Below are 15281 nucleotides of genomic sequence, written 5' to 3' on the forward strand. Positions count from 1 at the left end.
AGGTGTGCAAAGGGACGAAATAGAAAGAGGTCAAGTATTAGCTAAGCCAGGAACAATCACACCACACACAAAATTCAAAGCAGAAGTATACGTATTAACAAAAGAAGAAGGTGGAAGACATACACCATTCTTCAATGGATACAGACCACAATTCTACTTCAGAACAACAGACGTAACAGGAACAATCCACTTAGAAGAAGGCGTAGAGATGTGCATGCCTGGAGATAATGCAAGATTCACAATAGAATTAATCACACCAATAGCATTAGAAGAAGGATTAAGATTCGCTATTCGTGAAGGTGGAAGAACTGTAGGAGCAGGTGTTGTTACTGAAATTATTGAATAATGAAAGGCTAGGTCCTTTGGGCCTAGTCTTTTTTAAAGAAAATTATAAAATATAAATATTTGGTAAAGTATCTGGTAAAGAGTATAAAAAGCTGTGTAAGGAAATAATATCAGTGGATATATTAAGTGATGCAATCAATTTCAAATAAAAGATTTTGATATTGACATAACTTACAAATTATGATAGTTTATATTAGTGATATAATTTAGCATTGGGTAGGTGTGCCCGAATAGAAGAAGTGATTTAATTCATATATATATTTACTGTGGACTAGGAGGTGTTGATAGTGAGAGTAAACATTACATTAGCTTGTACAGAATGTAAACAAAGAAATTATAGCACAACTAAAAATAAGAAAAACAATCCTGACAGAATAGAATTGAAAAAGTATTGTAAATTCTGTAAGACTCATACTATTCATAAAGAGACTAAGTAATTTTTAGAAGAAAATCTAGATATTAAATACATTTATTTTTAAGTTCATAGTTTTCTATGAGTTAAAAAAATAGGTAAGTAAGGGTGTGAAGCTAATGGCTGCTCAAACAAGTGCTGATAAAGGCGCTAAAAAAATTGGGGGATTTTTTAAAGGCGTTAAAGCTGAGTTGAAAAAAGTAAGTTGGCCTAACAAGAAACAGCTTGTTAACTATACAACTGTTGTTTTAGTTAGCTGTGGATTGATGGCTTTATTAGTTTGGCTTCTTGATACAACAGCACATCAATTATTAAAATTTATATTAGGTTAAATAAGGATAAAGGAGGGAAGGACCTTTTAATAGGTCCCCGAGAACTATGACAGATAAGTCTGATAAAGCTAAATGGTATGTAGTTCATACTTATTCAGGTCATGAGAATAAAGTAAAAGCTAATATTGAGAAGCTAGTAGAAAATAGAGGTATGCAGGATGTAATATTAGAAGTGAGAGTACCTACCGAGGAGCATGTAGAAATTAAAGATGGTAAGAAAAAAGTAAAAGAGAGAAAAAAATTCCCAGGGTATGTTATGATAAAAATGGTAATGAATGATGAAACATGGTATTTAGTTAGAAATACGAGGGGAGTTACAGGGTTTGTTGGACCTGGTTCTAAGCCCGTTCCATTGACAGATGAGGAAATCAAGATGATGGGCGTACAAGAACCTTTACCACAAATAGGAATTAATGTTGGTGATACTATTAAAGTAATAGCAGGACCATTTGAGAACTTTATTGGGACTGTTGATAGTATAAATTTAGAAAGACGAAAATTAAAAGCATATATATCAATGTTTGGTAGAGAAACTTTAGTTGAACTTGATTTTGAACAAGTAGATACATTATAACTAAGTTTTAGATATGTCAATCAAGCTAAAATAGCTTTATAATAGATATTTAGTGTTGATGTGGGAGGGAAACCTGCATAACCACAATTTAACAAGGAGGTGTAATAGCGATGGCGAAAAAAGTTATGGCTGTAGTTAAATTACAAATCCCAGCTGGTAAAGCGACTCCAGCACCACCAGTAGGTACTGCATTAGGACCACATGGTGTTAACATTATGGGATTTTGTAAAGAGTTCAATGCAAAAACTGCTGATCAGGCTGGTATGATTATTCCAGTTGTGATTACAATTTACCAAGATAGATCATTTAGTTTCATAACAAAAACTCCTCCGGTAGCTGTATTGTTAAAGAAAGCATTAGGAATAGAAAAAGGCTCCGGAGAACCAAATAAAAATAAAGTTGCTAAGATATCAAAAGATAAGATAAGAGAAATTGCAGAAATCAAGATGCCAGACTTAAATACTGACAATATAGAGTCAGCTATGAGCATGGTTGCTGGTACAGCAAGAAGTATGGGAATTGTTGTTGAAGAATAGTCGACAAGTGGGAGGTACTTGTTAGACCGTTAATACCACAAAGGAGGTTAAATTATGCCAAAAAGAGGAAAGAAATATCAAGAAAGTCTAAAATTAATTGATAAACAAAAATTATATGACCCAGAAGAAGCAATTGAGCTTGTTCAAAAAACAGCTAAAGCTAAATTTGATGAAACAGTTGAATTATCAGTAAAATTGGGAGTAGACCCAAGACATGCTGATCAACAAGTTAGAGGAGCTGTTGTTTTACCACATGGTACTGGTAAAACAAGAAAAGTTCTAGTTTTTGCTAAAGGTGAAAAAGCTAAAGAAGCAGAAAGTGCAGGAGCAGATTACGTAGGAGCTGAAGAATACATCAATAAGATTCAGAACGAAAACTGGTTTGACTTTGATGTTGTAGTTGCAACTCCTGACATGATGGGTATGGTAGGTAGACTTGGTAGAATATTAGGACCAAAAGGACTTATGCCAAATCCAAAGTCAGGTACAGTTACATTTGATGTTGCAAAAGCAGTTAAAGATATTAAAGCTGGTAAAGTTGAGTATAGAGTAGATAAAACTTCTATTGTACACGTTCCAATTGGAAAAGTTTCTTTCGGCAGCGAAAAACTATTAGAAAACTTCAAGACTATTATGGAAGCTATTATTAAAGCTAAACCAGCTGCAGCAAAAGGAAGATACTTAAGAAGTGTTACTGTTTCAAGTACAATGGGTCCAGGAATAAAAATAAATTCACAAAAATTAATGGACTAAAAAATAGTTGACAAGATATTATTTTGCTGATAAAATTGTATTGTTACGATGATATGGATAAGTTAATATTTTAACCGTAGACAGTAGGTACTCTTAGGAGTTTAAATTTGCCTACCGAGGTTGTTTTGATTGATAGGAAACAATAGCCTCTCTGTGTCTACGGAGAGGCTTTAATTGTGTTTAAGTTTCCGCAATAAGGAGGTGGACCTGGATGAGTACTAAGATTGAACAAAAAAAGCAGATAGTTCAAGAAATTAAAGATAAGATTAATAGAGCCCAAGCAGTTGTGTTAGTTGACTATAGAGGGCTAAATGTTGAAGAAGTAAATGAATTAAGAAAGAAATACAGAGAAGCTGGAGTAGAATACAAAGTTTATAAAAATACTTTGATGAGATTTGCATTTAAAGATGCAGGTTTAGAAGAGTTCAATAAATACTTAACAGGACCTAATGCAATAGCATTTAGTTATGACGATCCAGTTTCAGCTGCAAAAGTAACAAGTGAGTTTGCTAAAGAACATGAAAAATTAGAAATCAAAGCAGGTATAGTTGATGGAGAAATTATTGATATAGATAGAGTTAAAGAATTAGCAAACTTACCATCAAGAGAAGTATTAATAGCACAAGTACTTGGTGGCTTAAATGGTCCTATTACAGGATTTGCTAATGTTCTTCAAGGTACTATTAGAAAGCTAGTATATGCTTTAAATGCTATAAAAGAAAAACAAGAAGCTTAATTTAAAATTCAAAATGAAAAAAGAAAAAAATAATGGAGGGATAATAAATGGCAAGTGAAAAAGTGACTAAGTTAATTGAAGAAGTTAAAAGTTTAACTGTATTAGAATTATCAGAATTAGTAAAAGCATTAGAAGAGGAGTTTGGAGTAAGCGCACAAGCTCCAGTAGCTATGGCAGCTATGCCAATGGGTGGAGCAGCTCAAGCAGCTCAAGAAGAAAAAACTGAATTTGATGTAATATTATCAAGCGCTGGAAGCCAAAAAATCAAAGTAATCAAAGTAGTTAGAGAGTTAACTGGATTAGGATTAAAAGAAGCTAAAGAATTAGTTGACAATGCTCCAAAAACATTAAAAGAAGGAGTATCAAAAGAAGAAGCTGAACAATTAAAAGCTAAATTAGAAGAAGCAGGAGCTAGCGTAGAAATAAAATAGTAGACTAAAAAATACTCCGGTAAATACCGGAGTATTTTTTTCTATATAAAATCCCCTTGACATCTACAAATCGTTATGATAGTATTATAAAATGCATTATAGTGGAGTTTTATAAAGATAATTGAATAAAAGTCGTTTTTTTTGGGAAAATTATTAAATGTATGTCTTTTATTTATCAAAAAAGTTAACAATGGGGCATGTTGCGCCTTTAGTTTTTAATAAGGGGTGAATAATTAATGGTACATCCTGTTTCAGTTGGCAAGAGAACCAGAATGAGTTATTCAAAAATTAATGAAGTTTTAGAGTTACCGAATTTAATTGAAGTACAAAAGAAGTCTTATGAGTGGTTTTTAAAAGAAGGACTAAAAGAAGTTTTTGAAGATATTTCACCAATTGAAGACTATACAGGCAATTTGATTTTAGAGTTTGTAGATTATAATATTTCAGGAAAACCAAAATACGACGTAGAAGAATGTAAAGAAAGAGATGTTACATATGCAGCACCTTTAAAGGTTAAAGTTAGATTGATAAATAAGGAAACAGGAGAGGTTAAAGAGCAGGAAGTATTCATGGGAGATTTCCCTTTAATGACAGAAAAGGGAACTTTTATTATTAATGGCGCGGAGAGAGTTATAGTAAGCCAGTTAGTAAGATCACCAGGTGTTTATTATTCAGAGCAAATTGATAAAACAGGAAAAAAATTATATTCGGCAACTGTAATTCCAAATAGAGGAGCATGGTTAGAGTACGAAAGTGATTCTAACGATGTTGTATTTGTTAGAGTAGATAGAACGAGAAAAGTACCGGTTACTGTACTTATAAAAGCATTAGGGTGTGGAACTAATGCAGATATAATAGAATTATTTGGTGAAAGCTTGCAGCTTGAGAAGACTTTAGAGAAGGATAATACAAAAACTCAGGATGAGGCACTTTTAGAAATTTATAAGCGATTAAGACCGGGTGAACCACCAAACGTAGAAAGTGCTAAGTCGCCTTTAAATTCATTATTTTTTGATCCAAGAAGGTATGATCTTGCTAAAGTTGGTAGATATAAGATTAACAAAAAATTAGCATTAAGAGACAGAATTGTAAATTATAGAGCGGCTAATGATATAATTGATAAAGATACAGGAGAAATTTTAGTTGAAAAGGGAGAAAAAATATCAAGACAAAAGGCTTTAGAAATCGAAAATGCTGGAATCAACTCTGTTGATATTTTAACAGATGAAAATAAAGTGGTTAGAGTTATAGGAAATCATTTCGTTGATATAAAGGCTTTTGATCTTCCTTTTCCGATAGAAGAGTTAAAAGTTAAGGAAAAAGTATATTATCCTGTAATGAAAGAACTTATTAAGAAATATAAAGACCCAGAGCAGTTAAAGGAAGCTATAAATGAGAATGTAAAGGAATTAAGTCCAAAACATATTATTATTCCTGATATAATAGCTACCATTAATTATGAATTCAATTTATTCTTTGGTATAGGTGAAACTGATGATATTGACCATTTAGGGAATAGAAGACTTCGTTCAGTTGGTGAGCTTTTGCAAAATCAATTTAGAATCGGTTTATCAAGAATGGAAAGAGTAGTCAGAGAAAGAATGACTATTCAAGATATTGATGTTGCAACACCACAACAGCTTGTTAATATAAGACCTGTTGCGGCTGCAATAAAAGAGTTTTTCGGCAGCAGCCAGCTTTCTCAATTTATGGATCAGACAAATCCACTTTCAGAGTTAACTCATAAGAGAAGGATGTCTGCTTTAGGACCAGGTGGTCTTAGCAGAGATAGAGCAGGTTTCGAAGTAAGGGACGTTCATCATTCACACTATGGTAGAATGTGCCCTATTGAGACACCAGAAGGTCCAAATATAGGGCTTATTACTTCTTTAGCAACTTATGCAAGAGTTAATGAGTATGGATTTATTGAGGCTCCATATAGAAAGGTAGATAAAGAAAGAGGAGTAGTAACTGATGAGGTTGAATATCTAACTGCCGATTTAGAAGATAAATATGTAATAGCACAGGCTAATGAACCTCTAGATGAAGAAGGTAGATTTATAAATAAAAGAGTAGTAGCGAGAGGTAAAAAAGGAGTAATAGACGTAGTACCTAGAGAAGAAGTAGATTATATGGACGTATCACCTAAGCAAATTGTATCTGTAGCTACTGCAATGATACCATTCTTAGAGAACGACGATGCAAACAGGGCGTTGATGGGTGCTAACATGCAAAGACAGGCAGTACCATTAGTAAGACCTGAAGCACCTATCGTAGGAACAGGTATGGAGTATAAGGCAGCTAAAGATTCTGGAGTAGCTGTTGTTGCTAAGAATGATGGTGTTGTTATAAGAGTTAGTGCAGATGAGATAATAGTTAAAAGGGATTCAGATGGAGGATTAGATACCTATAGGTTATTGAAATTTAAACGTTCAAATCAAGGTACTTGTATAAATCAAAGACCAATAGTAAAAAAAGGAGAAAGAATAAAAAAAGGTGAAGTAATAGCAGATGGACCATCAACTGATTTAGGTGAGATTGCTTTAGGTAGAAACCTACTTATAGGTTTCATGACATGGGAAGGTTATAACTACGAGGACGCGATATTACTAAATGAAAGATTGGTTAAAGAAGATATCTTAACTTCGATTCACATTGAAGAATATGAGGCAGAAGCAAGAGATACAAAACTTGGGCCAGAAGAAATCACTAGAGATATACCAAATGTTGGAGAAGATTCGTTAAAGGATTTAGATGAAAGAGGTATAATAAGAATAGGTGCAGAAGTTGAAGCTGGCGATATATTAGTTGGAAAAGTAACACCTAAAGGAGAGACAGAGCTTACTGCGGAAGAAAGATTGTTAAGAGCAATATTTGGTGAGAAGGCTAGGGAAGTAAGAGATACATCTTTAAGAGTACCACACGGTGAATCAGGAATAATAGTTGACGTTAAAGTATTTACAAGAGAAAATGGTGACGAATTACCACCAGGTGTAAATCAATTAGTAAGGGTATATATTGCTACAAAGCGTAAGATATCAGTAGGAGATAAGATGTGTGGTAGACACGGTAATAAAGGTGTTATCTCAAGAATATTACCAGAAGAAGATATGCCATTCTTACCAGATGGTACACCATTAGATGTTGTACTTAATCCGTTAGGAGTACCTTCACGTATGAACATTGGTCAGGTACTTGAAGTTCATTTAGGTTTAGCGGCTAAAGCATTAGGTTGGCATGTTGCTACACCTGTATTTGATGGAGCAACTGAGGAAGATATAGAAGAAGCTTTAGAAAAAGCGGGATTACCACGTACAGGTAAGATTGTTTTAAGAGATGGTAGAACAGGAGAACCATTTGATAATCCTGTTACAGTAGGATACATGTATATGCTTAAGCTACATCACTTAGTTGATGATAAGATTCACGCAAGGTCAACAGGACCGTATTCATTAGTTACACAACAACCTCTAGGTGGTAAGGCACAATTCGGAGGACAGAGATTTGGAGAGATGGAGGTTTGGGCACTAGAAGTATATGGTGCAGCTCATACACTTCAAGAAATATTAACAGTAAAATCTGATGACGTAGTTGGACGTGTTAAAACTTATGAGGCAATAGTTAAGGGAGAAAACATACCAGAACCTGGTGTGCCAGAATCCTTCAAAGTATTAATAAAAGAATTGCAAAGTTTGGCATTGGATGTTAAGGTATTGTCAGACGAAGATGATGAAATTGAGATTAAGGAATCTGTAGATGATGAAGTGAGTGATATTAATTTAAGTTTAGATTCAACTGAAGCTCATGTTCAAGAAAAAAGTGAAGAGAAGTAATTGAAGTTAATATAGATAAAACCCATTTTTAGATAGAAGGGAGAGAGGCCTCCTTGTTCGAATTAAATAATTTTGATTCAATAAAAATTAGCTTAGCTTCTCCAGAGAAAATAAGGCAGTGGTCTAGAGGTGAAGTTAAAAAACCTGAGACTATAAACTACAGGACATTAAAGCCAGAAAAAGAAGGGCTTTTCTGTGAAAAGATATTTGGTCCTACTAAAGATTGGGAATGTCACTGTGGTAAATATAAGCGTGTAAGATATAAAGGTGTAATATGTGATAGATGCGGTGTTGAAGTAACAAAGTCTAAAGTGAGAAGAGAGAGAATGGGGCATATAGAATTAGCTGCTCCTGTATCTCATATTTGGTATTTTAAAGGTATTCCTAGTAGAATGGGATTAATTCTTGATATGTCACCTAGAGCTTTAGAGAAAGTATTATACTTTGCTTCTTATGTAGTTATAGATCCAGGTGATACTCCACTGTCAGAGAAGCAATTACTCAATGAAAAAGAGTATAGAGAAGCTTTAGAGAAGTATGGTAATAAGTTTAAGGCTGGAATGGGTGCCGAATCTATAAAAGAGCTATTAAAGAAGATTGACTTAGATAAAGAAGCAATGGAGCTAAGAAAAGAGTTAAAAGAAAGCTCTGGTCAAAAGAGAATAAGAATAATAAGGAGACTTGAAGTTATTGAGGCATTCAGACAGTCAGGAAATAAACCTGAATGGATGATATTAGATGTAATACCTGTTATACCGCCTGATTTAAGACCTATGGTTCAGCTTGATGGTGGTAGGTTTGCGACTTCAGACTTAAATGACTTATATAGAAGGGTAATAAATAGAAATAACAGACTTAAGAGACTATTAGATCTTGGAGCACCAGATATTATAGTAAGAAATGAAAAGAGGATGCTTCAAGAAGCTGTAGATGCATTAATTGACAATGGTAGAAGAGGTAGACCTGTAACTGGACCTGGAAACAGACCTCTAAAATCATTATCCGATATGTTAAAAGGAAAGCAAGGTAGATTTAGACAGAACTTACTTGGTAAGAGGGTTGACTATTCAGGTCGTTCAGTTATCGTAGTTGGTCCAGAACTTAAGTTCTATCAATGTGGTCTTCCAAAGCAAATGGCTTTAGAATTATTTAAACCATTTGTTATGAGAAAATTAGTTGAAGAAGGCCATGCACATAATATTAAGAGTGCAAAGAGAATGGTAGAGAGAGTTAAACCGGTAGTTTGGGATGTACTAGAGTCAGTTATAAAAGAACATCCTGTACTATTAAATCGTGCTCCGACACTTCACAGGTTAGGTATTCAAGCTTTTGAACCTGTGCTTGTTGAAGGTAAGGCTATCAAGCTGCATCCGCTAGTATGTACTGCATACAATGCTGACTTCGATGGAGACCAAATGGCAGTACACGTGCCATTATCAGCTGAAGCACAGGCTGAGTCTAGATATTTGATGATGTCAATTAATAATATTTTGGCTCCTAAAGATGGTAGACCTATTACAACTCCGACTCAGGACATGGTTCTTGGTAGTTATTATTTGACTATCGAGATTCCTGGAGAAAAAGGAGAAGGAATGGTATTTAAAGATTATGAAGAAATGTTAATGGCATATCAGAATGGAATAGTTGGTTTACATGCTAAAGTAAAAGTACGTAGAAAGTTAGATAAAAATGATAGGGGTAAATTAGTTGAGAGTACAGTAGGTAGATTCATATTTAATGAACATATTCCACAAGATTTAGGTTTTGTTGATAGAACAAAAGATAAATACTCATTAGAAATAGATACCCTAGTGGATAAGAAAATGCTAGGAAAAATTATCGAAAGATGTTATAGAAAGCATGGTAATACAATAACATCAATTGTGTTAGACCATATTAAAGAAATGGGATTCCATTTCTCAACAATTGGAGCTATTACAATTAGTGTAAGCGATATAGTCATACCTAAAGAAAAAGAAAAGTTGTTGTCTGAAGCTGAAGAGCTTGTAGATAAGTATGAAAAAGCATATAGAAGAGGATTGGCTTCAGAAGAAGAAAGATATGAAAAGGTAATTGAAGTTTGGAATAGAACTACAGAGAAGGTTACTGAAGCATTAATGAACAATTTAGATAGATTAAACAGTTTATTCATAATGTCCCATTCAGGAGCGAGAGGTAGCAAGAACCAGATAAGACAGCTAGCAGGTATGAGGGGACTTATGGCAAATGCTTCAGGTAGAACAGTTGAAGTTCCTATTAAATCAAACTTCAGGGAAGGTTTATCAGTTCTTGAATTCTTTATTTCAACACACGGTTCTAGAAAAGGTCTTGCAGATACAGCATTAAGAACAGCAGACTCAGGTTATCTAACTAGAAGGTTAGTAGACGTAAGCCAAGATGTAATAGTAAGAGAAGAGGACTGTGGAACAGATCAAGGTATAGTAGTATCAGCGTTCAAAGATGGTAACGAGGTAATTGAAGAACTATGGGATAGAATTGTAGGAAGATTTGCAATTGAAGATATTATACATCCTGAAACAAATGAGGTTATTGTTAAAGCAGGAGAGCTTATCGATGAGAATGTGGCAGATAGAATAGTTGAAGCAGGAATAGAAAAAGTTAAAGTAAGGTCTGTATTAACGTGTAAGACTAGACATGGTGTATGTGCTAAATGTTACGGTAGAAACCTTGCAACTGGTGAGGTAGTAGATGTAGGAGAGGCAGTAGGAATTATTGCAGCACAATCAATCGGTGAGCCAGGTACACAGCTTACAATGCGTACTTTCCATACTGGTGGAGTTGCTGGTGCTGACATTACACAAGGTTTGCCAAGGGTAGAAGAGTTATTTGAAGCTAGAAAACCTAAAGGACTTGCAATAATATCAGAAGTTTCAGGTGTTGTTTCAATAAATCAAACAAGAAAGAAAAAAGAAGTAATAGTAACTACTGAAAGTGGAGAATCAAAAGTTTATACTATCCCTTATGGTTCAAGAATAAAAGTAAAACAAGGAGACTATATTGAAGCAGGGGATGAAATTACTGAAGGTTCAGTTAACCCACATGACATATTGAAAATAAAAGGTGTAGTTGGAGTACAAACATATTTAGTAAAAGAAGTACAAAGAGTTTACAGAATGCAAGGTGTTGATATCAACGATAAACATATTGAAATAATTGTAAGACAGATGCTAAACAAAGTGAAGATAGAAGATGCCGGAGATACTAATTTACTACCAGGAGGTCTTGTAAATATATTCGAATTTGAAGATGAAAATAAACGAATTGTAGAACTTGGAGGAAGACCTGCTGTTGGAAGAAGAGTACTTCTGGGTATTACAAAAGCTTCATTAGCTACTGAATCTTTCTTATCAGCAGCTTCTTTCCAAGAGACAACTAGAGTATTGACTGAAGCAGCTATTAAAGGTAAAAAAGATAAATTAATTGGTTTAAAAGAAAATGTTATAATTGGTAAATTGATACCAGCTGGAACAGGAATGAGAAGATATAAAAACATAGCAATAAACAAGAAAGTTGATGAAGGAGAAGAAGAATCTAATACATTATAAATTGTTGACAGTAATCTTAACTGGTGTTAAAATATATTAGTGTGTCAAATTATATAGTTGACTTTTTGAATATCTAGGAAGATTATACGGCATATGCCGTATAGTCTTCTAGATATTTTAAAAAGGAGGAGACTATGATGTTATCAATGTTAAAAGATGCTAAAAAAGTTGTAGGTACAAAGCAGGCTAAAAGAGCAGTTATTAATGATAAGGCTAAAATAGTGTTTATAGCTAAAGATGCTGATCGTCATGTTGTTGACGACTTGATTAAGATGTGTGAAGAAAAGTCTATTGAAATAGTATATGTAGATAGTATGAAAGAATTAGGTAGTGCCTGCGGAATTGAGTTAAAGGCAGCTTCAGCTGCTATACTAAAAGAATAATGCAACAATTTGGAAGGAGGTGCCTGTATGCCAACAATAAACCAATTAGTAAGAAATGGAAGGAAAAAGGTTGCAAAAAAATCAAAGGCTCCACACTTACAAATAGGATTCAATTCGTTGAAAAAGAAACCTATTAACGTGAGTTCACCACAAAAAAGAGGAGTTTGTACTGCAGTAAAAACTGTAACTCCTAAGAAGCCTAACTCAGCGTTGAGAAAGATTGCAAGGGTAAGGCTTACTAACGGTTACGAGGTTACTGCATATATTCCAGGTATTGGACACAACTTACAAGAGCACAGTGTTGTTCTTATAAGAGGTGGTAGGGTAAAGGACTTACCTGGTGTTAGATATCATATAATCAGAGGAACTTTAGATGCAGCAGGTGTGGAGAACAGAAAACAAGGTAGATCAAAATACGGTACTAAGAAACCTAAGAAGTAGATTGTCGAATATGTGCTGAAATGCAGAGGCCTTAACTCTTTATAGGGTTAAGCGTCCCTTTTATATAGAGGCATTTTTGAGCACTACGGCAATTTTGTGTTGTCGAGTACCTATGAATTAAATTTAATTGTTAAGGAGGGAAGTAGAGTGCCAAGAAGAGGACGTGTACCAAAGAGAGAAGTTATGGAAGATCCAATTTATAAAGATAAAGTTGTTACTAAACTTATAAATCAAGTTATGTTAGATGGTAAAAAAGGAGTTGCTCAAAGAATAGTTTATGGAGCATTCGATTACATTAGAGAAAAAACTGGTCAAGATCCATTAGAAGTTTTCAAAAAAGCTTTAGAAAATGTTATGCCTTTACTAGAAGTTAAAGCAAGACGTGTTGGTGGTGCTACTTACCAAGTTCCAGTAGAGGTTAGACCTGATAGAAGACAGACATTAGGTATTAGATGGTTAGTTAACTACTCAAGGCAGCGTGGAGAAAGAACAATGAAAGAAAGATTAGCTAAAGAGATTATGGATGCTGCTAACAATGTGGGTGCAAGTGTTAAGAAGAAAGAAGATACTCATAAGATGGCAGAGGCTAATAAGGCATTCGCTCACTATAGATGGTAATTTGAATAAAATACGTTTAAGATTAGTGATTTAGGAAAGCATAATGATTAGAGCAGATTATGCAGCAGAAAGGAGGAGTATTGTGGCTAGAAAAGTTCCAATCGAGAAAACACGTAATATTGGAATAATGGCGCATATAGATGCTGGTAAAACTACTACTACAGAGAGAATATTATTCTATACAGGTAGAATTCATAAAATAGGTGAAACACATGAAGGTGCTTCACAGATGGACTGGATGGAGCAAGAGCAGGAGAGAGGAATTACAATAACTTCTGCTGCTACAACATGTTTTTGGAGAGATCACAGAATTAACATCATAGACACACCTGGACACGTGGATTTTACTGTTGAGGTTGAAAGATCACTTCGTGTATTAGATGGTGCTGTTGCAATTTTCTGTGCTAAAGGTGGAGTTGAGCCTCAATCAGAAACAGTATGGCGTCAAGCAGATAAATATAATGTACCTCGTATAGCTTTTGTGAATAAAATGGATATAATGGGAGCTGACTTCTATAGAGCTGTTGAAATGATGAAGGATAGATTAGGTGCTAATGCAGTACCAATTCAGCTTCCGATAGGTAAAGAGGACACTTTTGTCGGTATAGTAGACCTTGTAAACATGAATGCAAGAATCTATAAAGATGATTTAGGAAAAGAAATAGAAGTTACAGATATTCCAGATGAAATGAGAGATTTAGCTGAAGAATACAGAGAAAAATTACTAGAAACTATAGCAGAACAAGATGAAGAATTAATGATGAAATATCTTGAAGGTGAAGAATTAACTACTGAAGAAATAATAAGTGCAATAAGAAAAGCAACTATAAATGTTGATATGGTTCCTGTACTTTGTGGTTCTGCTTATAAAAATAAAGGCGTGCAGATGCTATTAGATGCGGTTGTTGATTATTTACCATCACCAGTAGATTTACCAGCAGTTAAAGGTATGAAACCTAATAGTGATGAAGAAATAGAAAGAAAAGCTTCAGATGATGAGCCATTCTCAGCTTTAGCTTTCAAAATAATGGCTGACCCATATGTTGGTAAATTAGCTTTCTTCAGAGTTTACTCTGGAGTGCTTAAGTCAGGTTCATATGTATTAAATTCAACTAAAGGTAAGAAAGAGAGAATCGGCCGTATCTTACAAATGCACGCAAACAAGAGAGAAGAAATAACAGAAGTTTATGCTGGTGATATAGCAGCAGCAGTTGGTTTAAAATCAACAATTACTGGGGATACTTTATGTGATGAGAATGCTCCAATAGTATTAGAGTCAATGGAGTTCCCAGAGCCTGTTATTTCAGTTGCTATAGAACCAAAAACTAAAGCTGGTCAAGAAAAAATGGCTATAGCTTTAGCAAAATTAGCAGAAGAGGACCCAACATTCAGAACATATACTGACCAAGAAACAGGTCAGACTATAATTTCAGGTATGGGTGAGTTACACTTAGAGATTATAGTAGACAGACTTTTAAGAGAGTTCAAAGTTGAAGCTAATGTAGGTAAACCACAAGTTGCTTACAAAGAAACAATTACTAAAGCTGTTGATGTAGAAGGTAAGTTTGTAAGACAGTCTGGTGGACGTGGACAATACGGACACGTTAAGATTAGAATAGAGCCAAAAGAAAGAGGAACAGGTTACGAGTTTGTTAACCAAATTGTTGGTGGTGTTATACCAAAAGAATACATCCCAGCAGTTGATGCAGGTATTCGAGAAGCTATGTTAAATGGTGTTCTTGGTGGATATCCTGTATTAGACGTTAAAGTTACATTATATGATGGTTCATACCACGAAGTAGACTCTTCAGAAATGGCTTTCAAGATTGCAGGTTCAATGGCATTCAAAGAAGGTATGAAGAAAGGAAATCCTGTGCTTCTTGAGCCAATAATGAAAGTTGAAGTTGTAGTACCTGAGGAATACATGGGAGATGTAATGGGAGACATCAACTCAAGAAGAGGTAGAGTTGAAGGTATGGAATCAAGAAGTGGAGCGCAAGTAATAAGAGGTTATGTTCCACTAGCTGAAATGTTTGGTTATGCAACAGACTTACGTTCTAAAACACAAGGACGTGGAACTTACACTATGCAATTCAGCCATTACGAACCAGCTCCAAGCAGTGTTGCGGAGAAGGTTTTAGGAAATAAATAAGATATGATAGCAAAATATTAAAAAAATTATAAAGGAGGAAGAGGAATGGCAAAGGCAAAATTTGAGAGAACAAAACCACACGTAAACATAGGAACAATAGGACACGTAGACCATGGTAAAACAACATTAACAGCAGCAATAACAGCAGTATTAGCTAGGAGATATGGAA

General features: G+C 34.5%; 15 protein-coding genes and 1 other annotated feature. All 15 genes read left to right on the forward strand.

Features of this window, described 5'->3' with window-relative positions; all coding sequences use genetic code 11:
- On the forward strand, positions 1-346 hold a 346-nt coding region (locus tag AB4Y15_RS13110; RefSeq protein ID WP_489672029.1), incomplete at its 5' end, for an EF-Tu C-terminal domain-related protein.
- A gap of 286 nt (positions 347-632) precedes the next feature.
- Positions 633-782 carry a 50S ribosomal protein L33 gene (gene rpmG / locus AB4Y15_RS13115; RefSeq protein ID WP_427340797.1) on the forward strand — a complete coding sequence of 50 codons (150 nt, stop codon included), beginning with the start codon at positions 633-635 and terminating at the stop codon, positions 780-782.
- 94 nt (positions 783-876) lie between these two features.
- Positions 877-1089, forward strand: a complete 213-nt coding sequence (secE, locus tag AB4Y15_RS13120) for a preprotein translocase subunit SecE (RefSeq protein WP_427340798.1) — start codon at positions 877-879, stop codon at positions 1087-1089.
- A gap of 46 nt (positions 1090-1135) precedes the next feature.
- A complete protein-coding gene (gene nusG, locus AB4Y15_RS13125) occupies positions 1136-1663 on the forward strand; it encodes a transcription termination/antitermination protein NusG (protein ID WP_427340799.1) in 528 nt (175 codons plus the stop codon).
- A 110-nt stretch (positions 1664-1773) separates the two neighbouring features.
- Entirely contained in the window at positions 1774-2199 is a 426-nt protein-coding gene (rplK, locus tag AB4Y15_RS13130) for a 50S ribosomal protein L11 (protein WP_035164320.1), read from the forward strand.
- Positions 2200-2253: 54 nt separating this feature from the next.
- Complete coding sequence (gene rplA, locus AB4Y15_RS13135) at positions 2254-2952, forward strand: 50S ribosomal protein L1 (protein WP_427340800.1); 699 nt, start codon at positions 2254-2256, stop codon at positions 2950-2952.
- 56 nt (positions 2953-3008) lie between these two features.
- Positions 3009-3136, forward strand: a sequence feature (ribosomal protein L10 leader region).
- 27 nt (positions 3137-3163) lie between these two features.
- Positions 3164-3688, forward strand: coding sequence for a 50S ribosomal protein L10 (rplJ, locus tag AB4Y15_RS13140; RefSeq protein ID WP_427340801.1), 525 nt, complete (start codon positions 3164-3166; stop codon positions 3686-3688).
- Positions 3689-3735: 47 nt separating this feature from the next.
- Entirely contained in the window at positions 3736-4119 is a 384-nt protein-coding gene (gene rplL, locus AB4Y15_RS13145; RefSeq protein WP_427340802.1) for a 50S ribosomal protein L7/L12, read from the forward strand.
- Positions 4120-4355: 236 nt separating this feature from the next.
- Positions 4356-7952, forward strand: a complete 3597-nt coding sequence (gene rpoB, locus AB4Y15_RS13150; RefSeq protein WP_427340803.1) for a DNA-directed RNA polymerase subunit beta — start codon at positions 4356-4358, stop codon at positions 7950-7952.
- Positions 7953-8005: 53 nt separating this feature from the next.
- Entirely contained in the window at positions 8006-11518 is a 3513-nt protein-coding gene (gene rpoC, locus AB4Y15_RS13155) for a DNA-directed RNA polymerase subunit beta' (protein WP_427340804.1), read from the forward strand.
- Positions 11519-11655: 137 nt separating this feature from the next.
- Positions 11656-11901 (forward strand): ribosomal L7Ae/L30e/S12e/Gadd45 family protein, encoded by a 246-nt coding sequence (locus AB4Y15_RS13160; RefSeq protein ID WP_427340805.1) that lies wholly within the window; start codon positions 11656-11658, stop codon positions 11899-11901.
- 27 nt (positions 11902-11928) lie between these two features.
- Positions 11929-12342 carry a 30S ribosomal protein S12 gene (rpsL, locus tag AB4Y15_RS13165; RefSeq protein ID WP_427340806.1) on the forward strand — a complete coding sequence of 138 codons (414 nt, stop codon included), beginning with the start codon at positions 11929-11931 and terminating at the stop codon, positions 12340-12342.
- Positions 12343-12489: 147 nt separating this feature from the next.
- Complete coding sequence (rpsG, locus tag AB4Y15_RS13170; RefSeq protein WP_427340807.1) at positions 12490-12960, forward strand: 30S ribosomal protein S7; 471 nt, start codon at positions 12490-12492, stop codon at positions 12958-12960.
- Positions 12961-13042: 82 nt separating this feature from the next.
- On the forward strand, positions 13043-15112 hold the full coding sequence (gene fusA, locus AB4Y15_RS13175) for an elongation factor G (RefSeq protein ID WP_427340808.1): 2070 nt from the start codon (positions 13043-13045) through the stop codon (positions 15110-15112).
- Between the two features lie 45 nt (positions 15113-15157).
- Positions 15158-15281 (forward strand): GTP-binding protein (locus AB4Y15_RS13180; RefSeq protein ID WP_427340419.1); only part of this gene is annotated, 124 nt, incomplete at its 3' end.

Origin of the sequence: Caloranaerobacter longqiensis (genome assembly GCF_050286925.1) — a bacterium.
Lineage (GTDB): Bacteria > Bacillota > Clostridia > Tissierellales > Thermohalobacteraceae > Caloranaerobacter.

Bases quoted from the DNA above. Each gene is read 5' to 3' on its own strand.
- secE (WP_427340798.1), top strand. From the start codon at position 877: ATGGCTGCTCAAACAAGTGCTGATAAAGGCGCTAAAAAAATTGGGGGA.
- nusG (WP_427340799.1), top strand. From the start codon at position 1,136: ATGACAGATAAGTCTGATAAAGCTAAATGGTATGTAGTTCATACTTAT.
- rplK (WP_035164320.1), top strand. From the start codon at position 1,774: ATGGCGAAAAAAGTTATGGCTGTAGTTAAATTACAAATCCCAGCTGGT.
- rplA (WP_427340800.1), top strand. From the start codon at position 2,254: ATGCCAAAAAGAGGAAAGAAATATCAAGAAAGTCTAAAATTAATTGAT.
- rplJ (WP_427340801.1), top strand. From the start codon at position 3,164: ATGAGTACTAAGATTGAACAAAAAAAGCAGATAGTTCAAGAAATTAAA.
- rplL (WP_427340802.1), top strand. From the start codon at position 3,736: ATGGCAAGTGAAAAAGTGACTAAGTTAATTGAAGAAGTTAAAAGTTTA.
- rpoB (WP_427340803.1), top strand. From the start codon at position 4,356: ATGGTACATCCTGTTTCAGTTGGCAAGAGAACCAGAATGAGTTATTCA.
- AB4Y15_RS13160 (WP_427340805.1), top strand. From the start codon at position 11,656: ATGTTATCAATGTTAAAAGATGCTAAAAAAGTTGTAGGTACAAAGCAG.
- rpsL (WP_427340806.1), top strand. From the start codon at position 11,929: ATGCCAACAATAAACCAATTAGTAAGAAATGGAAGGAAAAAGGTTGCA.